The 22,484-nt window shown below is 68.5% G+C and carries 18 protein-coding genes and 6 pseudogenes; 5 read left to right on the top strand and 19 right to left on the bottom strand.

Annotated features, from left to right (window positions below):
• Positions 1-148 precede the first annotated feature (148 nt).
• Positions 149-948 (top strand): annotated as a pseudogene (locus ACFQBT_RS07595) (FUSC family protein).
• Here the strand turns inward: ACFQBT_RS07595 and ACFQBT_RS07590 are convergent.
• The 9 genes and pseudogenes from ACFQBT_RS07590 to xerD all read right to left on the bottom strand — a co-directional run bounded on the left by ACFQBT_RS07590 (position 945) and on the right by xerD (position 8,449).
• The gene (locus ACFQBT_RS07590; RefSeq protein WP_377825402.1) at positions 945-1,244 is read right to left on the bottom strand and encodes a hypothetical protein; all 300 of its coding nucleotides are present in this window, start codon (positions 1,242-1,244) and stop codon (positions 945-947) included. The pseudogene ACFQBT_RS07595 and the gene ACFQBT_RS07590 overlap by 4 nt on opposite strands.
• Positions 1,245-1,289: 45 nt before the next feature.
• A pseudogene (der, locus tag ACFQBT_RS07585) lies at positions 1,290-2,401 on the bottom strand (ribosome biogenesis GTPase Der); the annotation flags it as partial.
• 40 nt (positions 2,402-2,441) lie between these two features.
• Positions 2,442-3,131 carry a (d)CMP kinase gene (gene cmk / locus ACFQBT_RS07580; protein ID WP_377821656.1) on the bottom strand — a complete coding sequence of 230 codons (690 nt, stop codon included), beginning with the start codon at positions 3,129-3,131 and terminating at the stop codon, positions 2,442-2,444.
• The gene (locus ACFQBT_RS07575) at positions 3,124-4,200 is read right to left on the bottom strand and encodes a prephenate dehydrogenase (protein ID WP_377821655.1); all 1,077 of its coding nucleotides are present in this window, start codon (positions 4,198-4,200) and stop codon (positions 3,124-3,126) included. The genes cmk and ACFQBT_RS07575 overlap by 8 nt, the downstream gene beginning before the upstream one ends.
• Complete coding sequence (locus ACFQBT_RS07570) at positions 4,197-5,066, bottom strand: pseudouridine synthase (protein WP_377821654.1); 870 nt, start codon at positions 5,064-5,066, stop codon at positions 4,197-4,199. The genes ACFQBT_RS07575 and ACFQBT_RS07570 overlap by 4 nt, the downstream gene beginning before the upstream one ends.
• Positions 5,063-5,665: an SMC-Scp complex subunit ScpB gene (gene scpB / locus ACFQBT_RS07565; protein WP_377821652.1), complete on the bottom strand. Its 603-nt coding sequence runs from the start codon at positions 5,663-5,665 to the stop codon at positions 5,063-5,065. Before scpB ends, ACFQBT_RS07570 begins: the two co-directional genes overlap by 4 nt.
• Positions 5,658-6,596, bottom strand: coding sequence for a segregation and condensation protein A (locus tag ACFQBT_RS07560; RefSeq protein WP_377821650.1), 939 nt, complete (start codon positions 6,594-6,596; stop codon positions 5,658-5,660). The genes scpB and ACFQBT_RS07560 overlap by 8 nt, the downstream gene beginning before the upstream one ends.
• Entirely contained in the window at positions 6,593-7,486 is an 894-nt protein-coding gene (locus ACFQBT_RS07555) for a ParA family protein (protein WP_377825400.1), read from the bottom strand. Before ACFQBT_RS07555 ends, ACFQBT_RS07560 begins: the two co-directional genes overlap by 4 nt.
• Positions 7,487-7,517: 31 nt before the next feature.
• A pseudogene (gene xerD, locus ACFQBT_RS07550) lies at positions 7,518-8,449 on the bottom strand (site-specific tyrosine recombinase XerD).
• Between the two features lie 80 nt (positions 8,450-8,529).
• On the opposite strand from xerD, the gene ACFQBT_RS07545 reads away from it, so the two are divergent.
• Positions 8,530-9,153, top strand: coding sequence for a hypothetical protein (locus tag ACFQBT_RS07545; protein ID WP_377821648.1), 624 nt, complete (start codon positions 8,530-8,532; stop codon positions 9,151-9,153).
• Here the strand turns inward: ACFQBT_RS07545 and hisS are convergent.
• Both hisS and ACFQBT_RS07535 read right to left on the bottom strand, forming a co-directional pair.
• Positions 9,142-10,484: pseudogene (gene hisS / locus ACFQBT_RS07540) on the bottom strand (histidine--tRNA ligase). The gene ACFQBT_RS07545 and the pseudogene hisS sit on opposite strands and share 12 nt — an antisense overlap.
• Positions 10,485-10,497: 13 nt before the next feature.
• The gene (locus ACFQBT_RS07535) at positions 10,498-11,190 is read right to left on the bottom strand and encodes an MBL fold metallo-hydrolase (protein ID WP_377821646.1); all 693 of its coding nucleotides are present in this window, start codon (positions 11,188-11,190) and stop codon (positions 10,498-10,500) included.
• Between the two features lie 130 nt (positions 11,191-11,320).
• Between ACFQBT_RS07535 and ACFQBT_RS07530 the strand changes: the two genes are divergently transcribed.
• Both ACFQBT_RS07530 and ACFQBT_RS07525 read left to right on the top strand, forming a co-directional pair.
• Entirely contained in the window at positions 11,321-12,691 is a 1,371-nt protein-coding gene (locus tag ACFQBT_RS07530; RefSeq protein WP_377821644.1) for a DUF349 domain-containing protein, read from the top strand.
• Between the two features lie 2 nt (positions 12,692-12,693).
• Positions 12,694-13,962, top strand: coding sequence for a M18 family aminopeptidase (locus ACFQBT_RS07525; RefSeq protein ID WP_377821642.1), 1,269 nt, complete (start codon positions 12,694-12,696; stop codon positions 13,960-13,962).
• Between the two features lie 19 nt (positions 13,963-13,981).
• On the opposite strand, the gene ACFQBT_RS07520 is transcribed toward ACFQBT_RS07525, so the two are convergent.
• The 4 genes and pseudogenes from ACFQBT_RS07520 to secF all read right to left on the bottom strand — a co-directional run bounded on the left by ACFQBT_RS07520 (position 13,982) and on the right by secF (position 18,365).
• On the bottom strand, positions 13,982-14,500 hold the full coding sequence (locus tag ACFQBT_RS07520) for a hypothetical protein (RefSeq protein WP_377821639.1): 519 nt from the start codon (positions 14,498-14,500) through the stop codon (positions 13,982-13,984).
• A 180-nt stretch (positions 14,501-14,680) separates the two neighbouring features.
• Positions 14,681-17,075 (bottom strand): annotated as a pseudogene (locus ACFQBT_RS07515) (RelA/SpoT family protein).
• A gap of 49 nt (positions 17,076-17,124) precedes the next feature.
• Positions 17,125-17,643 (bottom strand): adenine phosphoribosyltransferase, encoded by a 519-nt coding sequence (locus ACFQBT_RS07510; protein WP_377821637.1) that lies wholly within the window; start codon positions 17,641-17,643, stop codon positions 17,125-17,127.
• Between the two features lie 5 nt (positions 17,644-17,648).
• The gene (gene secF, locus ACFQBT_RS07505) at positions 17,649-18,365 is read right to left on the bottom strand and encodes a protein translocase subunit SecF (protein WP_377821635.1); all 717 of its coding nucleotides are present in this window, start codon (positions 18,363-18,365) and stop codon (positions 17,649-17,651) included.
• On the opposite strand from secF, the gene ACFQBT_RS07500 reads away from it, so the two are divergent.
• Positions 18,346-18,603 (top strand): hypothetical protein, encoded by a 258-nt coding sequence (locus tag ACFQBT_RS07500; protein WP_377821633.1) that lies wholly within the window; start codon positions 18,346-18,348, stop codon positions 18,601-18,603. The genes secF and ACFQBT_RS07500 overlap by 20 nt on opposite strands.
• Positions 18,604-18,642: 39 nt before the next feature.
• Here ACFQBT_RS07500 and ACFQBT_RS07495 read toward each other — a convergent pair.
• The 4 genes and pseudogenes from ACFQBT_RS07495 to ruvB form a co-directional block, all read right to left on the bottom strand.
• Positions 18,643-18,798 (bottom strand): annotated as a pseudogene (locus ACFQBT_RS07495) (protein translocase subunit SecF); the annotation flags it as partial.
• Positions 18,798-20,750 (bottom strand): protein translocase subunit SecD, encoded by a 1,953-nt coding sequence (secD, locus tag ACFQBT_RS07490; RefSeq protein WP_377821632.1) that lies wholly within the window; start codon positions 20,748-20,750, stop codon positions 18,798-18,800. The gene secD and the pseudogene ACFQBT_RS07495, both read right to left, overlap by 1 nt.
• A 26-nt stretch (positions 20,751-20,776) precedes the next feature.
• Positions 20,777-21,232 carry a preprotein translocase subunit YajC gene (gene yajC, locus ACFQBT_RS07485; protein WP_377821630.1) on the bottom strand — a complete coding sequence of 152 codons (456 nt, stop codon included), beginning with the start codon at positions 21,230-21,232 and terminating at the stop codon, positions 20,777-20,779.
• 132 nt (positions 21,233-21,364) lie between these two features.
• Positions 21,365-22,471, bottom strand: coding sequence for a Holliday junction branch migration DNA helicase RuvB (gene ruvB, locus ACFQBT_RS07480; RefSeq protein ID WP_377821628.1), 1,107 nt, complete (start codon positions 22,469-22,471; stop codon positions 21,365-21,367).
• Between the last annotated feature and the right edge of the window lie 13 nt (positions 22,472-22,484).

Raw genomic sequence — 22,484 nt, 5'->3', positions numbered from 1 at the left:
GCGCGCGGTCGTGCGCGTGGCCGTTTCCGTCGGCGTGCCGCTGCTGGTGTGCTGGGCCACCGGGCACATCGAATTGGGTCTTTACGCCAGTTTCGGGGCGTTCACCTCGCTCTACGGGCGCTTCGAGGGGTACGTCGAGCGCATCGTCATGCAGGTCCAAGCCGCGCTCTCGTTGTTGGCAGCCATGACTGCCGGTACGACGCTCAGCGTGCTGGGTGCGCCGACGTGGTTGCGCATCGTGGCGGTAGCCGTCATGGCCACCATCGGCGCAGCCCTCGCCGGCCGGTTGCGCTGGCATCCACCCGGCGGCCTGTTCGTGGTGTTCGCCGGCGGGGCCACAGCCAGCATCCCCGCCGACGCCAGCACTTACGCTCATCTGGCCATCGCCGGCGGCGGCGCGGCCCTGTTCAGCCTGGCGGTCACCACCGTCCTCGCCGCCGCGCGCGGCGGCCTGCGCGAGCGCTACGAACCCGCCGACCCCTTGTCGGCCAAACGCGCCATCAACCAGGCGTGGCTCTCCGGTGCAACGGCACTGGCCGGAGGCACCCTGACCGCTGCGCTCGGCCACGGGCGCTGGTACTGGGGCGCCGTGGCCGGTGTCGCCGTGGCGGGCGGTTCGCACGTGGAGATCCGGCTACGGCGGGGACTGCAACGGTTCGTCGGCACCCTCGGCGGCGTGCTGATCGCGGCATTCCTGCTCTGGCTGCACCCTCACCCCTCGTGGCGATCCTGATCGCCATCGCCTGCCAGGTCGGCGCCGAGCTCTTCATCGCGCGCAACTACGCGATCGCAATGCTCTTCGTGACCCCGCTGGCGTTACTGATGGTCGAACTGGCCGCACCGACCGATCCGAAGTCGTTGCTCACCGAGCGTGCGCTCGACACCGCCCTCGGTGTGCTCGCCGCGGCTGTGGTGGTCGTGATCTACGACCGGCGGCAGCGCGACTAACGGCGGCGCTTCTCGCGCACCCGCACCGACACCTCGATCGGCGTGCCCTCGAACCCGAACTCTTCACGCAACCGGCGCTCGAGGAACCGGCGATAGCCGGCCTCGATGAAACCCGAGGCGAACAGCACGAAACGCGGCGGCCTCGTTGAGGCCTGGGTTGCGAACAGGATCCGCGGCTGCTTGCCACTGCGCACCGGATGCGGTTGCGCCGCAACGATTTCGCCGAGAAAGGCGTTCAGTCGCCCCGTCGGGATACGCGTGTCCCAGGAGTCCAGCGCAAGCTCCAACGCCGGCACCAAGCGGTCCACGTGCCGGCCGGTCTTGGCCGAGAGGTTCACCCGCGGCGCCCACGACAGCTGGACCAGCTCGCGCTCGATCTCCCGCTCGAGGTAGTAGCGCCGCTCCTCGTCCATCAGGTCCCATTTGTTGTATCCGATGACCAGGGCGCGTCCGGCGTCCACGACCTGCTGCAGAACGCGGATGTCCTGCTCGGTGATCCGTTCCTCGATGTCAATCAGGACAACGGCTACCTCAGCCTTTTCGATGGCCGCCTGCGTGCGCAGTGAGGCGTAGAAGTCCGCACCGCGGGTCTGATGGACCCGGCGGCGGATACCGGCCGTGTCGACGAATCGCCACTGCTTGCCGCCCAACTCGATCAACTCGTCAACCGGGTCACGCGTCGTACCGGCCACGTTGTCGACGACCACACGGTCCTCCCCGCCAGCTTGTTCAGCAACGAGGACTTGCCCACGTTGGGTCGCCCGACCAGGGCGACCCGGCGCGGGCCGCCGCGGGGGTAGGCATCGCTGACCGCGGACTTGTCCGGCAGCACCTCCAACAGCGCGTCCAGCGCGTCGTTCATGCCGCGTCCATGGATCGCCGAGACCGGGTAGGGCTCGCCGAGACCGAGCGACCACAACATCGCCGCGTCGGCTTCGGTGCGCTGGTCGTCGACCTTGTTCGCGATCAGGATGACTGGCTTCTTGGCCCGGCGCAGCAGCTTCACGACCGCCTCGTCGGTGTCGGTCGCGCCGACGGTTGCGTCCACCACGAAGAGCACGGCGTCGGCGAGCTCGATAGCGACCTCGGCCTGTTCGGCCACCCGCAGATGGATGCCGGACGCGTCCACCTCCCAGCCACCGGTGTCGACCAGGGTGAAGTCGTGCCCTGACCACTCCGCGTCGTACGCCACGCGGTCGCGGGTCACCCCGGGGACGTCCTCCACGACGGCTTCGCGCCGACCGAGGATCCGGTTGACCAAGGTCGACTTGCCCACGTTGGGTCGCCCGATGACCGCCACGACGGGGCGGGCGTATCCGCCCTCACCGGCGGCCGGCGCCGCGCCGTCGGCCTCGAGTAGAGCGCGGTCCTCATCGGACAACTCGAAGTCGTCCAGGCCCACGCGCAGGGCGTTGCCAATGGCGTCTTCGTCGATGGGCGGCTGATCAGTCATGCCGCCCATCCTCCCAGGCCCGGGGCAGGCTCCGAAATCGTCAGTGTCCGGCGATGGCCGAGGTACTCGCCTCGATAGCTCCGAGCACCGCCGCGACGGACTGCTCGAAGTCAAGGTCGCTCGTGTCGACAGTGACGACCCCGTCTGCCGCCGTGAGGAACTGGGCAACCGTCGAGTCCTTGGCGTCCCGCTCGACGATCTGCGCCCGGGTCGCCTCGGCGTCGACCGCCAGCTCCTTGGACCGCCGGCCCATCCGGACCTCTTCACTGGCCGTCATCAGGATCCGGGCGTCGGCAAACGGTGCGACCACGGTCGTGATGTCGCGACCCTCGGCCACGACTCCCCCGGTGGCCTCGGCGATCTCGTTGATGAGCCGCCGCTGCCGTTTCTTCATCGTCGAGCGAACGGCCAGATTGGTCGCCACCGCCGAGACCATCTCGGAGATCTCACTGGTCCGGATCTGCCGGTCGATCGCGATGTCGTCAACACTGACCCGCGGGTCGTCGGGGTTGGTGCCCATCACCAACGGAATGGTCTCAGCAGCCTGCGCCACCGCGGGCTGGTCGGACAGGTCGATGCCCTCGTGTTGTGCCCACCACGCCACCGCGCGATACATCGCCCCCGTGTCCAGGTAGCCGATACCGAGGCGCCGGGCAACCTCCTTGGAAACGCTCGATTTGCCGGTGCCCGAGGGCCCGTCGATCGCGACAATCAGTCGGCCCTCAGTCATGGACCCGCCACCCCTTCTCTTCCAGTACGCCGCGGAGCCGGTCGGCGACCGCCGGCAGCACCATGACTTCCGCGAGTCCGATCTTCGCGCCCACGCCGTGCTCAAGGCGCAGGTCCTCCAGGTTGATGCCCGCGTCGCCGATGTCGTTGAAAAGCCTTGCCAGACTGCCCGGTTCGTCGGGGACGATCACCGTCCATGTCGCGTACGCCGTGGGCGCCGCACCGTGCTTGCCCGGGATCCGCGACTGACCCAGCTGGCCGTCGGCGATGGCACGTGCGAGTACGCCGCGCGCGCCGGTTCCGTCGCTGTCGTCCAGGATGGTCCGCAGCGCCTCCGCGACGCGCGACAGGTCTTCAGCCAGGTCGTCGATGACCGGCGCGATCGCTGCCGCGTTGCCTGACAGGATCTGGGTCCACAGCAACGGATCACTGGCCGCAATCCGTGTGACATCGCGAATCCCCTGCCCGGACAGGGCGATTGCGCCGTCCGGCAGCTCTCGTAGTCGAGCGGCGACCAGGCTGGCGGCCAGTTGCGGCACGTGCGACACCGCAGCCACCGCGGCGTCGTGCTCGTCGGCCGGCATCTGCACGACGGCTGCTCCGGTGGACGCCGCAAGACGTGCTACGAGGTCGACGGCGGAGTCGGCGGACTTCGGTGCCGGGCAGACGACCCAGGTGCGACCTTCGAAGAGGTCGGCCTGTGCGGCAACCGCTCCGGAACGCTCCTTGCCAGCCATCGGATGGGACCCGACGTACCGGGACAGGTCGGCCTCGGCGTACGCCACCAGGTCCGACAGGATCGCGCCCTTCACCGACGCGACGTCGGTGACCACCGCGAGCGGCCACGTCACCAGGGCGAGTTCGACGACCTTCGCAGCGACGTCGGGCGGTGCCGCGACCACGACCACGTCCGGGTGCTCAGGATGCGCGACAACGCCGGCACCCAGATCCGCGGCCAGCGCCGCCGCGGTCGGCGAAGGGTCCTCGAGGGTCACGTCATCGCCGACCCGGGTCAGGGCCAGCGCGATGGAGGTACCGATCAGGCCGGTGCCGATGACGTGGACCTTCACAGCCCGGCCGCCCGGTAGAGCGAGGCCACCTCAGCCTTCGTCAGCGGTCGCAGTTTTCCGGGACGCAGTTCGCCGAGGCGGACCTCGCCGACCTGGGTGCGCACCAGGGACTCGACGGGGAAGCCCACGGACTCCAGCATCCGGCGCACGATGTGTTTGCGGCCTTCGTGCAGGATGACCTCGACCATGCTCCAGCCCGGCGTCGAATCGACCACCCGGAACGAGTCGACCTTCACCACGCCGTCCTCGAGCTCGACTCCTTCACGAAGCCGCTTGCCCATGTCCCGGGGCGCCTGCCCGCGGAACGTCGCGACGTAAACCTTCGGCACGCCGTACGACGGGTGTTGCAGTCGGTTGGCCAGCTCGCCGTCGTTGGTGAGCAGCAGCAGGCCCTCGGTGTCGGCGTCGAGCCGGCCCACGTGGAAGAGGCGCTCCTTGCGCTGGTCGACGAACTGGCCCACGGAGTCGCGCCCCAGGTCATCGCTCATGGTCGACACGACGCCGAGCGGCTTGTTGAAGGCCAGGTAGACCCGGGAGGCATCCAGTTGCACCCGGTCACCGTCGACGTGCACGACCTGTTTGTCGGGATCGACGCGGACGCCGAGCTCGGTGACCACCTGGTCGTCGACCATGACCCGCCCGGCCACGATGAGTTCCTCGCAGGCGCGCCGGCTGCCGACACCGGCAGCAGCCAGCAGCTTCTGCAATCGGACGCCGTCGGGGTCGTGCACGTCCTTGGCGGACTGCTTGGGCTTGGCAGGCTGCTGCGCCTTCTTCGCGGCGGGCTTGCCGCCGCGCTTGGGAGCAGACGAGCGCCCGGCCGGTTTGCCCCGGCCGCCGGTTGCTTTCTTCTTCGGGGGCGTCATCCGTGTCCTTGCTCGATCAGTTCGTCAATCACGTGGGCCGGCGGCAGGTAGGGCGCCAGCGGCGGGAGGTCGTCCAGCGAGGACAACCCCATGCGTTGCAGGAAGAAGGTGGTCGTCCCGTAGAGCGTTGCGCCGCCTTCGCCGTCCTCACCCACCTCGGTGATCAGGCCGCGCGTCAGCAGCGTGCGCACCACACCGTCGACGTTCACCCCGCGCACGGCGCTGATCCGGGCCCGGGAGACCGGTTGCCGGTAGGCGATGACCGCGAGCGTCTCCAGCGACGCCTGGGTCAGCTTGGCCTGCTGCCCGTCGAGCAGGAACTTCTCAACGACCGGAGCGAGGTCGCCGCGGCTGTAGATCCGCCAGCCGCCGTTGATGCTGCGCAGGGCGAAACCGCGGTCGGTGTCGGCGTAGTCGGCCGCGAGCGCCTCCAGGTCGGCGGCGACATCGGAGGGGTCGAGGTCGAGGGCATCGGCGAGTTCGGCGGCGCTGATCGGCTGGTCGATCACCATGAGCACTGCCTCCAGGGCGGCGCGGCGACCGCCCGGCAACGACGTCAGGTCGAGGGCCGGGGTCTGCTCCTGCTCCAGCTCACTCATGAGTGCCATTGTCCTGCGCCGGAGCCGGATCTGCCGAATCGGAGTCTTCCTCGTCGAATTCCGCACTCACCGTCACTGCGCCCTCCTGACCGGTCCACCGCACGGTCAACTCACCGAGCGACTCCTCCTGCTCGAAGGCGATCGCGGCTTCTTTGAACAACTCCAGCAGGGCCAGGAACCGCGCCACGATCACCAGCGTGCTGTCCGCGTCGCGCACCAGGTCCCGGAACGATGCGGTACCAGCCTCTCGCAACCGGTCCACGACGATCGCCGCCTGCTCACGCACCGACACCTGCGGCGCATGCAGATGTTCCAGCCCCACGACCGGCACCGGTTTGGGTGTCAGGGCGCGGGCCGCGATCTTGGCCAACTGCTCCGGAGTGATCGTGATGACCAACTCCGGTAGCAGCGAGGCGAACTGCTCCTCCAGCCCGGCCTGCCGCGCGGTCATGCGGCCGTGCACCCGCGATCGCTCTTCCAGGAAGGCGGCGACCTCCTTGAAGGCGCGGTACTGCAGCAGCCGTGCGAACAGCAGGTCCCGCGCCTCGATCAACGCAAGGTCCTCATCGTCGAGGTCCCCACTACCGGGCAGCAGCGAGGCCGCCTTGATGTCCAGCAGCGTGGCGGCGATCAGCAGGAACTCCGAGGCCTGGTCCAGGTCCCAGGCCGAATCCTGCCGCCCGGCGCGGATGTGGGCGATGAACTCGTCGGTGACCTGGGAGATGGCCACTTCGGTGACGTCGAGCTTGTGTTTGGAGATCAGCCCCAGCAGCAACTCGAACGGTCCGGAGAAGACGTCCAGGTGCACCTGGAAGGGTGCCGCACCGCGCCGGGTGATGACCCCGCCGGGAGTATCCGCCTCCGGGGGCGGAGGTGAGACCTCTGCCGGCTGCGTTGCGGCGAGCGCCGGTGCGCCGGCGGTCTCGGTCACGCCGCTGCGCCGCGCGCGATCAGTTCGCGGGCCAACTGCCGGTAGGCCTCCGCCGACCCGTGCGAGGAGGCGTACGCCGTGATCGGCTGCGCGGCCAGGGTCGCGTCGGGGAACTTCACGGTGCGACCGATGACGGTGTGGAAGACCTTGTCACCGAAGTGGTCGACCACCGAAGCCAGCACGTCGCGGCTGTGCAGGGTGCGCCCGTCGTACATCGTGGCCAGAATCCCGTCGATCTCCAGGCGCGGGTTGAGCCGGTCGGTGACCTTGTCGATGGTGTCGATCAGCAGGGCCACACCGCGCATCGCGAAGAACTCGCACTCCAGGGGAATCAGCACACCGTGGGCGGCGGTCAGGGCGTTGACCGTCAACAGACCCAGCGAGGGCTGGCAGTCGATGAGGATGACGTCGTAGTCGTCGGTGACCGGGCGTAGCACCCGGGCCAGCACCATCTCGCGTGCGACCTCGTTGACCAGTTGCACCTCGGCCGCCGACAGGTCGATGTTGGCCGGCAGGACGTCCAGTCCGGGGGTGTTCGTGGACTGGATGACGTCGTGGATGTCGTGGCCGCGCTCCACCAGCAGGTTGTAGACGGTGGTTTCCAACTCGTGGATCGGCACGCCGAGGCCGACCGACAGCGCGCCCTGGGGGTCGAAGTCCACCAGCAGCACCTTGCGGCCGTATTCGGCCAGGGCCGCACCCAGATTGATCGTGCTGGTTGTCTTGCCGACGCCGCCCTTCTGGTTGCACATCGCGATGATCCGCGCCGGGCCGTGCTGCGCCAGCGGTCGCGGAATCGGGAAGGACGGTAGGGGGCGGCCGGTCGGGCCGAGCTTCTCCTTCGTGGACACCAACACTCCCGGGTCGTGATCGTTCGGCGTCGCGCCGATCGCCCTCAACCCTAGTGCAGACGGCCCGGGCTCACCGGGCTCGGGGATGAGCCGCCGCGAACACTTCCCGCAGGTGGGTGGCGCTGACCATCGTGTAGATCTGCGTCGTCGTCACCGACGCATGGCCGAGCAGTTCCTGGACGACGCGCACGTCCGCGCCGCCGTCCAGCAGATGCGTGGCGAAGGAATGCCGCAGGGTGTGCGGGCTCAGGTGTGCGCTCAGGTCGGCTCGCTGGCCGCACGCCTGGATGATGTTCCACACCGACTGCCGGGACAGCCGGCCCCCACGCTGGTTGACGAAGAGCGCCGGCGTGCCCTTGCCCGCAGCGACCAGCACGGGCCGAGAGCGCACCAGGTAGGCGATCAGGGCTTCTTTGGCATACTGCCCCAACGGGATCAGCCGCTCCTTGCCGCCCTTGCCGAACACCCGCACCAGGTCCTGCTCGAGGTCCACGTCGTCGACGTCCAACCCGGTCGCCTCGCTCACCCGGGCGCCGACGCCGTAGAGCAACTCCAGCAGCGCCCGATCGCGCAGCGCGGCGGGTGTGTCGCCGGTGCTGGCCGCCGACAGCAATCGTTCGACGTCGTCGATGCTGATCGCCTTGGGCAGCCGGGCGGGCGGACGAGGGGCTGTACGGCGGCCGCGACGTTCTGCTGCGCCTCGCCTTCCAGCGCCAGGAATTTATGGAACCCGCGGACTGCGACCAGCGTCCGCGCGGCGCTGCTGGGCGCCAGCGGCGGGTGGTCGGCGTCCCCTTCGCGCAGCGCCGCCAGGAAGTCGCTGATGTCACGCTCTGCGACCGCCGCAGGATCGCTGACCCCACGGGTGGTGAGGTACTCGGCGTACCGGCCCAGATCCCGCCGGTAGGCGCGCAAGGTGTGGACCGAGACGCCCCGCTCGACACGCAGATGGTCCAGCCATCCGTTGGCCGCGCGTTCCAGGAGGGTCACCACGTTGCCCATTGTCCGTTGCCGCTGCTGCGCTAGGTTCGCACCACAACCGGTCCGGCGTGTCCGGGCCCCGCCTTCACCGGAGGTCGCCCGTGACGCTGTACTCCAACACACCCGCCCGGCGCACCGTCCAAATCCTCACCGATTTCCTCCTGCTGGTCTGGACCGTCGTGTTGTGCTGGCTGGCCTGGATGATCGGGGCCCGGATGCGTCAGCTGGGCGAAGCCGGGCGGCAGCTACGGGACGGCGGATCGACGTTCGATGAGCAGATGCGCTCGTTGGCCCAGAAGGCCGGCGACATCCCGTTGGTCGGGTCCAGCTTGCAGGAGCCGTTCCAGTCCGCCGCGGGCGCCGGTGTCAGTGTCCGCGACGCGGGTGAGACCTTCGCGACCACCATCGACCGGCTCGGCTGGCTGCTGGCCGCCACCATCGCGCTCAGTGCGGTGTTCGTGGCGGTGATGCTCTGGCTGGGCCTGCGGCTGCCGTGGGTGCGCCGGGCCTCGGTGGCGCGCCGGCGCCTGCAGATGCCTGGGGGCGACGCTCTCCTGGCCTGGGACGCGTTGCAGAACTCCAAGCCCGCCTCCCTGCTGGCCGTCAACCCCGACCCGGTCGTCGCCTGGCGGCTCGGTGACCCGGTTGCCGTGCGCGGCCTGGCCGACCTGCGACTGGCGCAGCTGGGGTTGCGCCGATCCGTCGCCGGCGTGTCAGGCGATTGACCCCGGGGTGACCAGGCCGGGTCGCAGGTCGGCCGGCACCGGCGTCCAGGAGGCTGCATCGGCGTCGACCTGCTGCCCGCTACGAATGTCCTTGACCTGGTCCTGCCCGTCGCCGCCGGCCGCCGGGAACCACACGAACGGAATCCCACGACGGTCGGCGAATTGGATCTGCTTGCCGAACTTCGCCGCTTTGGGCGCCACCAGGGTGTTGATCCCACGGGCCCGTAGCGCGGTGGCGATCCGCATCGAATCGGTCCGCTGCGCTTCGTCGTTCACCGCGACCAGAACCGCGACCGGTGTCTCCCGGGAGGCGGTCAGGCCCTCCTCGCCGATCAGTAGCCCGAGCAGCCGCGAAACCCCGATCGAGATCCCGACCCCCGGGTAGGTGCGCTTGCCGTCAGAGGCCAGGGCGTCGTACCGGCCACCGGAGCAGATCGAGCCGTACTCCGGCTGGCGCAACAGCAACGTCTCGTAGACCGTGCCGGTGTAGTAGTCCAGCCCGCGGGCGATCTTCAGGTCCGCTCGCAGTACGCCGGGTGCCAACTCCCCGGCGACGGCCATGATCGCCGTGAGCTGCTCCAACCCCTCCTCCAGCAGCGGGTGCTGCACGCCCAGGGCGCGGACCGCATCGGCGAAGGAGGTGTCGGTGCTGGAGATCTCGGCCAGGGCCAGGCACTGGCGGATCTGCTCGTCGGTGAGCCCCGCCTCTGCCAGCACCCGGCTCACGCCGTCGGCGCCGATCTTGTCCAGCTTGTCGATCGTGCGCAGGGTCTGCACCACGTCCTCGATCCCCAGGCCGAGGTAGAACCCCTCGCAGATCTTGCGGTTGTTGACCAGGATCACGTACTCACCGACCGGCAGCCGACCGAAGACGTCGGCGATGACCAGGGGCAACTCGACTTCGTAGTGGAACGGCAGCTCGCCGGTATCCACGATGTCGATGTCGGCCTGGATGAACTCGCGGTACCGTCCCCGCTGCGGGCGCTCCCCCGCCACGCCGGCTGGATCTGGTAACGCCGGAAGGGGAAGGTCAGCTTCCCGGCGTTCTCCACGACGTACCGGCTGAAGGGCACGGTCAGGTCGAAGTGCAGCCCCAGCTCAGTGGGCTCGCCCGCCTCGGCGGCCAATCGACGTACTCCGTAGATCTCCTTGTCGGCGTCCTCGCCCTGACCGGCCAGGCGCTCCACCGGTTCCACCGCGCGGGTGTTGATCGAGGCGAAGCCGTGCAGTTCGAACACCTCGCGGATGGTGTCGAGCACGTACTGCTCGGCGATGCGCTGGGCCGGCAACCATTCCTGGAAGCCGCTGATGGGGGTCACCTTGGTGGCCATGTGATGAGAGTCCTTACAGGTCTTGCAGATACGGATTGGTGGCGCGTTCGTTCGCCATGGTCGTTGCGCTGCCGTGGCCGGGCAGGACGAGGGTCTCGTCGGCCATCGGCAGCACGACGTCGCGCAGCGAGTCGAGCATCGCGGGGTGGGAGCCACCAGGAAGGTCGGTGCGCCCGATGGACCCCGCGAACAGCACGTCGCCGGACAGGGCGGTGCGGGCCAGACCGGAGTCGGCGACCTGGTCCGGGACAACGCCCAGACCGAAGATCACGCTGCCTTCGGTGTGGCCCGGCGCATGTCGGACCTCGAAGGTGAGCCCGGCCAGTTCGAGGCTCTGACCGTCACCGATTTCGCGTACGTCGTCGGGCTCGGCCCAGGTGGCACGCTGCCCGAACTGCTGCTCAAGACCCATCAACAACTGCGGCCCGACCTCGGCCAACGGGTCGACCAGGCGGTAGCGGTCGTCGGCGTGGATGTAGGCGCCGATGGTGCCGCCGCAGACGGGGGTGACGCTGTAGGTGTGGTCCAGATGACCGTGTGTCAGCAGCACCGCGGTCGGCTTGAGCTTGTGCTCGCGCAGCAGATCCATCAGCGGTTCGTAGACCCCGATCCCGGGATCGACCACGACGCACTCCTGCCCGTTACCGGTGCCCAGGACGTAACAGTTGGTCCCGAAGACGGGGGCGGGGATCGCGGAGAGCAGCACGGTGCACGAGCCTAGCCGCTACCGCACCGGCCCAACCGACGTGAGCGCGGCCACGTGCCGCCTAGACTGAACGACGGCGGGGAACCGATAAACCCCGCAGGCGCTCTGTCACCGACACAAAGGTCATCCGATGTCCCCCGACGCTCCCAAGCCCACGCCACCTGCTCGCCGACCGTCCCCGGCGAGTGTTGCCCCGGTCGCCGCAGCAGCGCCGACGGTCACGGCGGCGCCCACCAGCGATGCGGCGTCGTTCGGCCGGGTGACCGACGAGGGTGTCGTCATGGTGCGCACCCCGGACGGTGAGCGAGAGGTCGGCACCTACCCGGACGCGACTGCTGAGGAAGCCATCGCCTTCTTCGCCCGTAAGTACGACGAATTGGCCGGATCCGCGCGCCTGCTGCTGCAGCGGGTCACGCAGACCGACCTCTCGACTGGCAGTGGCCAGCAGCAACTCGCCGCTCTACGTGCCCAGGTGGCGGAAGCGCACGTGGTCGGGGACCTCGCCGCGCTCGACGGGATCGTGGAGCAGATTGCCACCGCGTTGACCGTTAAGGCTCAGGTCGAGGGTGAGGCTCGTGCTGCGGCCAAGGCGCAGGCTGCGGAGGAACGCGAGAGGCTGGTCGTGGAGGCGGAGGCGCTGGCGAACACCGCTCCGGAGCGGATGCAGTGGAAGTCCGCGACCAGCCGGATGCGCGAACTGTTGGATGAGTGGAAGACCGCCCAGCGCAGCGGGGCTCGCCTCGACAAAGACGTGGAGAGCGCGCTGTGGACGCGGTTCAGTCACGCCCGCAATGGGTTCGACAAGACCCGGCGCAACTTCTTCGCCAAACTCGACCAGGAGCACAACGTCGCGAAGGAGACCAAGACCAAACTGGTCGCCGAAGCCCAGCAACTGTCCACCTCAACGGATTGGAACGCAACGGCGGGCGCGTTCAAGCGCCTGATGGGCGAGTGGAAGAAGGCCGGTCGCGCCTCCCGCTCCGAGGACGACGCGTTGTGGGCGCAGTTCAAGGCGGCCCAGGACGCATTCTTCAGCGCCAAGGACGCGGTGGTCGCGGCGGAGAACGAGGAGTTCGAGGCCAACCTGAAGGTGAAGGAGGACCTACTGGCCAAGGCACAGAAGATCGTGCCCGCCGACGGCAAGGTCAAGGACGTCGACGCCGCTAAGGCTGCTCTGCGCCCGATTCAGGACGCATGGGATGCCGCGGGCAAGGTGCCGCGCAAGGACATGGACCGCATCGAGCGCGGCATGCGCCGCATCGAGCAGGCCGTCCGGGACGCCGAGCAGAGCAAGTGGAAGCGCACCGACCCGGAGATCACCGCCCGGGCCCGCTCGATGGTGGAGCAGTTGGAGAAGGGCCTGGCCGACGTGCAGAAACAGTTGGACAAGGCGGTCGCCGCGGGCAACGACAAGAAGGTCAAAGAGTTGCAGGATGCCCTCGAAGCACGCAGCGCGTGGTTGGAGCAGGTCCGCGCCAGCGCCGGCGAGCTGGACGCCTGAGGATGTCGACCGAAGGTCTCCTGGAGTACCTGCGCGACTCGCCCTCGCCGTTCCACGCGGCCCGCTCCAGCGCACGGTTGCTGGAGGTCGCCGGTTTCGTCGAACTTCTCGAGGCCGACGTCTGGCCTACCGACCCCGGTCGCTACTTCATCCGCCGCGGCGGCTCCTTGGTCGCATGGTCCTGCGAGGGCCAGTCCGATCCATCCACGGGTTTCAAGATCGTCGGCGCTCACACCGACTCCCCCAACCTGCGGATCAAACCGCGCCCGGACTTCGCTCGTGCCGGCCATCAACTCCTCGGGGTCGAGGTGTACGGCGGGCCGATCATCAACAGCTGGCTGGACCGCGACCTGGGGTTGTCGGGCCGGGTCGTGGTACGCGACGAGGCCGGCAACGCGCGCCAGGAGCTGTTCCAGGTGGACAACCCGATCCTGCGGGTGTCCCGGCTGGCCATCCACCTGGATCGCAGCGTGCGCGAAGGCGAGCAGTTCAACGCCCAGGCGCACCTGGCCCCGCACTGGGGTCTGGGTACGACGCCGGGTGACTTCGCGGCGTACCTCGCCTCGTTGGTCAACGCAGAACCCGAAGACGTGCTGGCCTGGGACGCGATGACTCATGACGCGCAACCACCGGCGCTGATCGGTCGCAACCGGGAGTTGCTCGCCAGCGGGCGGTTGGACAACCTGGCCACGTCGTACGCCGCGACGATCGCCCTGATCGCGTCGGCCGCGGCCGCACCGCAGCAGATTCCGCTGATCGCCCTGTTCGATCACGAGGAGATCGGCTCGATGTCCGAGCGCGGAGCCTTCTCCAGTTTGCTCACCACCGTGCTGGAGCGCATCGTGCTCACGCTCGGCGGGCGGCGTGAGGACCTGCACATCGCTCTGGCCAATTCCACGGTGGCTTCAGGGGATATGGCCCATGCCACGCATCCCAACTATGCCGACCGCCACGAGCCCCAGCACCAGATCGCGATCGACGGCGGTCCGGTCCTGAAGGTCAACACCAACCTGCGCTACGCCACCGACGCCGTCGGAGCGGCCGCGTTCAAGGAGGCCTGCGCGCGGGCCGGCGTGCCGTGCCAGGAGTTCGTGGTGCGCTCGGACCTACCGTGTGGTTCGACCGTCGGGCCGATGACCGCCGCGCTGACCGGGGTCACGACGGTGGATTTCGGAGCGGCGATGTTGTCGATGCACTCGATCCGTGAGGTGACCGGCGTGGCCGACCAGGAGATGTACGCCGCGGCTCTGAGCGCTTTCCTTGCCGGTTAGGCAAGCATCGGGCCGGCTATCAGATCGGTCGAGGCGGTGTCCTCGACGTCGCTCCAGGTGGTCGACCCCCGTTGATGAGGGTCATGGTGCTGGTCGCAGTGATCGGCCCTTCTTGCGAGCCGATGAGTTCCATCGACAGCCCGCCGCCCTGACCACTCGGGCAGGCCTGTACGACAAAGGTCGTCGCCGGGCCGTTGTCGGCTGGCGAGAGTAGTTCCCAGCCAGTGGTGACCAGCAGTTGCAACGTGACCGGCTGATCGAAGATGATCGTCACCTGCAGACAGGCCTTCTCCGGCGGGGCGACGTAGGGGTCGGCCCTGTAGGAGATCTGGGTGGAGTAGTTGAACTCCAAGTGGCCGGCTGCGGGCTCCAGATGGGTGAAGTGGCCTTGCGACTCGGCCGACCAGTAGTAATTGGAATCGGAGTTGGGCGCTGGTCCGCCGCCCGAGGCGGCAGCGACCGGTGCAACAGCGCCGACGAGTAGCACCGGTGTCGCCCAGACGGCATTGCGGGCGAGGGTGCGCCGGCTCAGACTCACGGCACCCTCCTCTTGTCCACCACGCCTGTTGCACGTTAACAAGTCAGCAGCCGCCGCACCACCATCGGGGCTGCGAACAGCGGCGCTCACGAAGCGATCCCGGGTTGAGGACGGCCACGCAGAGACGATGTGGACGACGCCGGCCGCGCTGACCCGGCCGAGAAATGCGGCGGGAGGTGTTCAGCGGTCCACCGGTTCACCGGCGACCGTGGGTTGAATTGCCTTATCGACGGGTTCGCCGGTGACCTGATCGACCGGGTCGTCGTCGGCTCGTCGGTGCGACCCGCCGGTGATCCGGTAGACGTCGAAAACCCCGTCGATCTTGCGTACGGCCTTGATGACGTGGTCGAGGTGGCTGGGGTCGCCCATCTCGAAGGTGAAGCGGGACATGGCAACTCGGTTGCGGCTGGTCGCAACGCTCGCCGACAGGATGTTCACGTGCTGGTCCGAGAGCACCCGCGTCACATCGGAGAGCAGCCGGTTGCGATCCAGCGCCTCGACCTGCAGCTGGACCAGGAAGACGCTGGCGGACGACGGCGCCCATTCGACGGGGATGATCCGGTCGGGCTGTTTGAGCAACTGCTGGGCGTTGACGCAGTCGCGCCGGTGGACCGACACCCCGTTGCCGGTGGTGACGAATCCGATGATGTCGTCGCCGGGAACCGGGTGCAGCAGCGGGCCAGCTTCACCCAGACGTCGTCGGCCCCCACGACGGTAACTCCCGGGTCGGAGGAGCGGGAGCGCACCGAACGCGACATGGTGGGCGTCGTCGCCTCGGCCAGATCCTCGGTGGTCGCGTCCTCTCCCCGAGGGCCGCGACGAGTTGGCTGACGACGTGCTCCGCCGAGACATGGCCGTCGCCCACCGCGGCGTACAGGCCGTCGATGTCGGCGTAGTGCAACTGATCGCCCACCAGGCGCATCGACTCCGGCGACATCAACCGCTGGATACCAAGACCCTGCTTGCGAAGCGTCTTGGCCAGAGCGTCCTTGCCGCGTTCGATCGCTTCCTCGCGACGCTCCTTGGAGAACCACTGCCGGATCTTGTTGCGGGCACGGGGGCTTCGCACGAAGGACAGCCAGTCCCTGCTGGGACCTGCGTTGTCGGCCTTGGAGGTGAGGATCTCCACCGAGTCGCCGTTCTCCAGCGGCGACTCCAGCGGGACCAGCCGGCCGTTGACGCGTGCCCCGATGGTGTGGTGCCCGACTTCGGTGTGCACGGCGTACGCGAAGTCCACGGGGGTCGATCCCGCCGGCAACCCGATGATGGCGCCCTTGGGGGTGAACACGTACACCTCGCGGGAGCCCACGTCGAAGCGCAACGAGTCCAGGAACTCCCCCGGGTCGGCCGTCTCCCGTTGCCACTCCATCAACTGACGCAGCCAGGCCATCTCGTTCAGGGACCCGGACTTGCTGTCGCTGCTGTCGATTCCGGCGGCCGCGTTGCGCGCGTCGTCCTTGTACTTCCAGTGCGCGGCCACGCCGTACTCCGCCCGGCGGTGCATCTGGTACGTGCGGATCTGGATCTCGACCGGTTTGCCCTCCGGGCCCACCACGGTGGTGTGCAGCGACTGGTACATGTTGAACTTCGGCATCGCGATGTAGTCCTTGAACCGCCCGGGAAGCGGACTCCACCGGGTGTGCAAGGTGCCGAGTACGGCGTAGCAGTCACGCACCGACTCCACCAGGACGCGGACGGCGACCAGATCGTAGATCTCCTCGAAGTCGCGGCCGCGCACGATCATCTTCTGGTAGACGGAGTAGTAGTGCTTCGGGCGGCCGGTGACCGTTGCCTTGATCTTCGCGGCACGCAGATCCGCCGTAACCTGCTCACGGACACTGCGCAGGTACTCCTCGCGAGCTGGTGCCCGCTCGGCGACCAGGCGCGCGATCTCGTCGTACACCTTGGGGTAGAGGGTCGCGAAGGACAGATCCTCCAGCTCCCACTTGATGGTGTTCATGCCCAGACGGTGGGCCAGCGGCGCGTAGATCTCCAGGGTCTCGGTTGCCTTGCGCTGCGCGGAGGCTTGCGACACGTACCGCCAGGTGCGCGCGTTGTGCAGGCGGTCGGCCAGTTTGATCACCAGCACCCGGATGTCCTTGGCCATCGCGATGACCATCTTGCGGACCGTCTCCGCCTGCGCGGCGTCACCGTAGGTGACCTTGTCCAGTTTGGTGACACCGTCGACCATGCCGGCGATTTCGTCGCCGAAGTCGGCGCGCAGGTGCTCCAGGGAGTACTCGGTGTCCTCGACGGTGTCGTGCAACAGTGCGGCGGCCAGCGTGGGCGGGGTCATGCCCAGCTCGGCCAGGATCGTGGCCACCGCCAGCGGATGCGTGATGTACGGATCGCCGCTCTTGCGCATCTGGCCGCGGTGGGCACGCTCCGCGACGTCGTAGGCGCGTTCGATGACCGTCAGGTCTTCCTTGGGGTGGGTCGCACGCACCGTGCGCAGCAGAGGTTCCAGGACGCGATTGGTGCTCGTGCGGGGCTGACCCAGACGCACCAACCGGTTGCGCACACGCGCAGCGGTCGGCGAACCCTGCCCGCGGTCGGCGCGTCCCGCATCTGTCATAACCAGAGTCTAGTTGCCGTCGGGGGCCAGTTCGTCGCCGAACAGTGGGTTAGACCGACACGATGGCGTTCACGTCGTATCCGGCCAGTTTGGCCCGGCCGCCCAGGAACCCCAGCTCCATCAGCATCTCGATGGCGGCGACCCGCGCACCGGTCCGCTCGATCAGGCTCGCCGCGGCCGCGGCCGTACCGCCGGTGGCCAGCACGTCATCCAGCAGGAGGACCCGCTGGCCGGCCGCCAGGGAATCCGAGTGCACCTCGATGGTCGCGGTGCCGTACTCCAGCGAATACTCCTGGCGCAGGGTGGGTCCGGGCAGTTTGCCTGCCTTGCGGACCGGGACGAACGGAAGATCCATCGCCATCGCCACCGGTGCCGCCAGGATGAATCCCCGGGCCTCGATGCCCACCACGACGTCGACCGCAGCGCGGTACCTCGAGCCGATGTCGTCGACCACCGAGCGGAACGCCTCAGGCGCGGCGAACAGCGGGGTGAGGTCCTTGAACTGCACCCCGGGCTCGGGGAAGTCGGCGACGTCGCGGGTGTGCTCCAGGATCAGTTCCTCGACCATGCCGCTCACTCCTCCCGCTTGGCCCGAGGATGGATCTCGCGGCGGCTACGAGCACGCGATTGCGCGCTGGCGACCGCCTTCTCCTGCTCCGGCTCGATGACCCCGGAGATGGATTCGGCGCTGCGGTGTTCACCGCCCACCTCGTCCAGCGCCTTGGACTGGGCCGCCTGGTAGGCCAGCGCGCGGCGGTCCTGCTCCTTGATCGACGGCTCCCGGCTGCGCAGGGACGCCAGCACCGGGGTGGCGACGAAGATCGAGGAGTAGGTGCCCACCGCGATACCGATGAACAGCGCCAGCGACAGGTCCAGCAGGGTGCCCGGGCCGATGAAGAAGTAGCCCACGACCAGCAATGACGCGATGGGCAGCAACGCCACCACCGAGGTGTTGATCGAGCGGACCAGCGTCTGGTTGACGGCGTAGTTGGCCGCTTGGGCGTACGTACGGCGCCCGGTGCGGGCAGCGTCCTGGGTGTTCTCCCGGACCTTGTCGAACACCACCACGGTGTCGTACATGGAGTAACCCAGGATGGTCAGGAAGCCGATCATGGTAGCCGGCGAGACCTCCAGCCCGGTCAGCGCGTAGATACCGACCGTGATGATCAGGTCGTGCAGCAGAGCGATGACGGCGGCGGCGGCCATGGTCCAGGTGCGGAAGTAGATCGCCAACACGACCGAGACCAGAATCAGGAAGACGATCAACGCAATGATCGCCTTGCGGGTCACCGTCTCCCCACGAGGGGCCGATGAACTGTGTCGTCACCGCACTCTCGGGGACCTTGAACTGATCGGCCAGGGCCACCCGCACCTGCTCGGTTGCCGCGGCGGAGCCGTTACCCAGCTTCTCGGACTGCACCCGCACGGTGTCGTCACCGAGCTTGGTGATGATCAGATTGTCGTCCGAGCCGGTCGCCTGGCGCACGGTGTCCCGGGCACGTTGGTCGTAGTCGGCCATCTGCGCTGAGCTGACCGAAGCAACCCGTACCTCCGAGCCGCCGGTGAACTCCAGGGAGAAGTTCAGTCCACGGCCGAAGATGCCGATCAGCGCCAGGACGATCAGCACCAGGCTGACGAGGTACCAGCGGCGGCGTTTGCCGATGAAGTCGATCTGCCGGCGACCGGTGAACAGGTCGTTACCGAACTGGGCGAAGCTGGCCATCAGGCGTTCCCTCCTGCCGGAGCGACCGCATCCGTATCGCTGTCACTGCCCTTGCGCTCGGCGGCCTTGCGGTCGGCGATCGTCACCCGGCCACGACCGGCGTACGTCACGGTCCGTGCACCCAGCCGGGCAGGATCGAAACCGCTCCACGTATGCCCCCCACCGAAGAACTTCGTACGGGACAACAGGGTCAGCACCGGGTGGGTGAACATGGTCACGACCAGCAGGTCGATGATCGTGGTCAGGCCGAGGGTGAAGGCGAACGCCTTCACGTTGCTCTCGGACAGGATGTAGAGGACCGCCGCCGCGAGGAAGTTGACCGCGTCGGAGATCACGATCGTACGGCGCGCCCGGGCCCATCCGGTCTGCACCGCCGCCCGCAGCGGCCGGCCGATGCGCACTTCATCGCGGACCCGTTCGAAGTAGACGATGAAGCTGTCCGCGGTGATACCGATGGCCACGATCAGACCCGTCACGCCGGCCATGGTCAGGCGGAAGTTGTTGGCCCAGCCCAGGAAGGTCACGGCCCCGTAGGACAGCAGCGCCGCCACGCCCAGCGAAGCCACGGTGACCAGGCCCAGAGCGCGGTACTGCAGCAGCGAGTAGACCACCACGAGCACCAGACCGATCAGACCGGCGATCAGACCCCACTTGAGCTGGTCGGAACCCAGTTGCGGGCTGATCTGCTCGGAGGACACCTGGCTGAAGGAGAACGGCAACGCGCCGAACTTCAGCTGGTCGGCCAGCGTCTTGGCGCTGTCCTGGGTGAACGAACCGCTGATCTGCGCCTGTCCGTTGGTGATGGGTTCGTTGGCGGTCGGGGCGGAGATGACCTGGCCGTCGACGGTGATCGCGAACTGGTTCTGCGGCGACTGCAGGGACACCAGCCGGGTCGTCACGTCGCCGAACGCCTTGGCGCCGGCACTGTTGAAGGACAGGTTGACCACGACCTCACCGGTCGCCTGACCGGCGGAGTTGGTCTTCTGCCCGTAGGTTGCATCGGAGATCTGCGATCCGTTGACCTCCGAGGGACCCATGAGGTACTTGTTCGCGGGGTCGCAGCCCACGCTGGGCTGGTTCAGCGGCGCGGACGCGGCCGCTTCCTTCCACTGCGTGGCCGTGGGACCGACCGCGGGGTTGGTGTTGGTGCAGGAGAACGCGGTGTACAGATCGTTGTAGGTCTGACCCTTGGTGACGTAACCGGTGTCGATCCAGTACTGCGCAACCGGCTGGGACTGCCAGGCCGTATCGCTGGCGTTCTTCGGCTTGCTGCTGTCAGCGGTGGTCCCGGAGGTCGCCGTCCCGGACGGGGTGGCCGATGCCGTCGGCGTCGCTGCCGGGCTGCTCGTCGCGGTCGACGTCGGGCTCGGAGTGTTCGTGGCCGCGGGGTATGCCTGCGGCAGCGCCGCATTGGCGCCGGTTGACGTCGCCGAGCTGGTCGGGGCTTCCGCTCCGCCGCTGGGCGCCACCGTCGCGCCGGAGGTCGGACTGGCCGTGGGGGTCGCGGTGGGGGTGGGTGCCGGCGTGTACGGCGTGGGCAGCGTCGGGGTGATCTGCTCGTTGGTGATCTGGCTGGTCGCGATCACGGCCCGGAACGCCAGCTGGGAGGACTGCGCCAGCGAGTTGAGGATGTCCTCGGAGGGGTCTCCGGGGATCGAGACGACGATGCTGTCCGATCCGAGGGTGGTCACTTCGGCCTCGGCGACGCCGGTGGCGTCGACGCGCTTGCGGATGATGTCGACGGCCTGCTGCATCTGCCCGGAGTTGACCGCCTGACCCTTGCCAACTTGCGGCTGCAGGATGATCTGCCGGCCGCCTTCGAGGTCGAGACCGAGCTTGGGGGTCCACTGACCCTGCGGGTTACCCCAGGCGACAGTCGCACCGATGCCCAGGAAGAGCACGGCTGCCAGGGCGAGCAGGCTCAGGAGCGTGCGTTTGGGATGGCCCAGCATCGAGCGCCGGGGGTACTTGCCACCGATCAGTCCTTGTCCTGCGACTGTCCCGGCTGGTCGGTCTGGTCGACCGCCTGGCCGTAGGTCGTGCCCTGCTCCGGCGCCTGCACCGGTGCCGCGGGGGCGCCGGCCGGCAACTCGCCGTACCGGCCGCCGGGAATCTGGGGAACGACGCCGGCGCGCGGGCGCCCGCCCAGGGCGGCGCGGGGCAGGATCGCTCGGCGATCGACGTTCAGGGTGAGCCCGGGCGCCACCTCCAGGCTGACCACGGGATCCTGCACGGCGGTCACCGTGCCGTAGATCCCGGAAGTGGTGACGGCCTCGCTGCCGACGGTGATCTCAGCCTGTTGCTGCTGGGTGGCCCGCTGACGCTTGCGCTGGGACCAGAAGAGGAAGCCCAGGAGCACCAAAGGGAGCAGCAGGATCAAATAGCTGCCGTATCCGCCCCCGGAGGAGGATCCGGCGGTCGCCAAGAAAGGCATGAAGTCCAAGTCCTTACGTCGTGGTCGTGCCGAACGCGACACCCGCGCCAACCGGTCCGGTCGATGCAGGGGCACCGACGCCCGAGTCTAGGTGAGCAACGTGACCCACCCAACTCCGGTTCCCGACGGGCTTCAGCCGAAGCGGCCCTCATCGGTCCCGAACGGCAGCGTGGGCGTGCCCGTGGAGCCGGTAACGGCGGGTTCCGGAGGGGTCAGGCCCAGGTGTTCCCATGCCTTGTCCGATGCCGCCCGGCCGCGCGGCGTACGAATGAGATACCCCTCACGCACCAGGTAGGGCTCGACCACGGTTTCGACGGTGTCCGGCTCCTCACCGACGGCGATGGCCAAGGTGGTCAGCCCCACCGGGCCGCCGGCGAACCGCTTGCACAGCGCCTCCAGCACGCCTCGGTCGAGCCGGTCCAGACCGCTGACGTCGACGTCGAACAGCGCCAGTGCGCTGCGGGCGGCCTCCAGGTCGACTATGCCGCTGCCGTGCACCTGGGCGTAGTCGCGCACCCGGCGCAGCAGGCGGTTGGCGATACGCGGAGTGCCGCGCGACCGTGAGGCGATCTCGCTGATGCCATCGGGTGTGCAGTCGACGCCCAGCAATGCGGCGCTGCGGTGCAGGATGGTCGCCAGGTCGGCGCCGGAGTAGTAGTCGAGGTGGCCGGTGAAACCGAACCGGTCGCGCAGCGGCGCCGGTAGCAGCCCGGCCCGGGTGGTGGCCCCGACCACCGTGAAGGGCGGTAGTTGCAACGGGATTGCGGTCGCGCCCGGTCCCTTGCCCACGATGATGTCGACCCGGAAGTCTTCCATCGCCAGGTAGAGCATCTCCTCCGCGGGCCGGGCCATCCGGTGGATCTCGTCGAGGAAGAGCACTTCGCCCTCGGCCAGCGAAGACAGGATCGCCGCCAGGTCGCCCGCGTGCTGGATCGCCGGGCCGCTGGTGATCCGGATCGGCTGCTCCAACTCAGCGGCGATGATCATCGCCAGACTGGTCTTGCCCAGGCCGGGCGGCCCGGACAGTAGGACATGGTCCGGTGGCGCGCCGCGACGGCGCGCGGCCTCCAGCACCAGCGCCAGCTGGGAGCTGACCCTGGGCTGGCCCGGGAAGTCCGCCAGCCGCTTGGGCCGCAGAGCGGCCTCGAACCGGCGCTCGTCGTCGTTGCCGCCGGGATCCACCACGCGCGCCGTCGCGTCGATGGAGGAATCCTCGTACTCGTAGTCCTCGTCGGCCATCGCCTGCCGCCCG

It is taken from the genome of Branchiibius cervicis, assembly GCF_042661605.1.
GTDB classification, from domain to species: domain Bacteria; phylum Actinomycetota; class Actinomycetes; order Actinomycetales; family Dermatophilaceae; genus Branchiibius; species Branchiibius cervicis.
The sequence above is the reverse complement of the archived record's forward strand: the minus strand, read 5'-3'. Positions and strand labels throughout refer to the sequence as shown.

Excerpts from the sequence above, each read along its gene's own strand:
- secD (WP_377821632.1), bottom strand. The coding sequence starts at position 20,750 with ATGCTGGGCCATCCCAAACGCACGCTCCTGAGCCTGCTCGCCCTGGCA.
- yajC (WP_377821630.1), bottom strand. The coding sequence starts at position 21,232 with ATGCCTTTCTTGGCGACCGCCGGATCCTCCTCCGGGGGCGGATACGGC.
- ACFQBT_RS07525 (WP_377821642.1), top strand. The coding sequence starts at position 12,694 with ATGTCGACCGAAGGTCTCCTGGAGTACCTGCGCGACTCGCCCTCGCCG.
- ACFQBT_RS07530 (WP_377821644.1), top strand. The coding sequence starts at position 11,321 with ATGTCCCCCGACGCTCCCAAGCCCACGCCACCTGCTCGCCGACCGTCC.
- cmk (WP_377821656.1), bottom strand. The coding sequence starts at position 3,131 with ATGACTGAGGGCCGACTGATTGTCGCGATCGACGGGCCCTCGGGCACC.
- ACFQBT_RS07500 (WP_377821633.1), top strand. The coding sequence starts at position 18,346 with ATGATCGCCTTGCGGGTCACCGTCTCCCCACGAGGGGCCGATGAACTG.
- ACFQBT_RS07570 (WP_377821654.1), bottom strand. The coding sequence starts at position 5,066 with ATGACGCCCCCGAAGAAGAAAGCAACCGGCGGCCGGGGCAAACCGGCC.
- ACFQBT_RS07510 (WP_377821637.1), bottom strand. The coding sequence starts at position 17,643 with ATGGTCGAGGAACTGATCCTGGAGCACACCCGCGACGTCGCCGACTTC.
- ruvB (WP_377821628.1), bottom strand. The coding sequence starts at position 22,471 with ATGGCCGACGAGGACTACGAGTACGAGGATTCCTCCATCGACGCGACG.
- scpB (WP_377821652.1), bottom strand. The coding sequence starts at position 5,665 with ATGAGTGAGCTGGAGCAGGAGCAGACCCCGGCCCTCGACCTGACGTCG.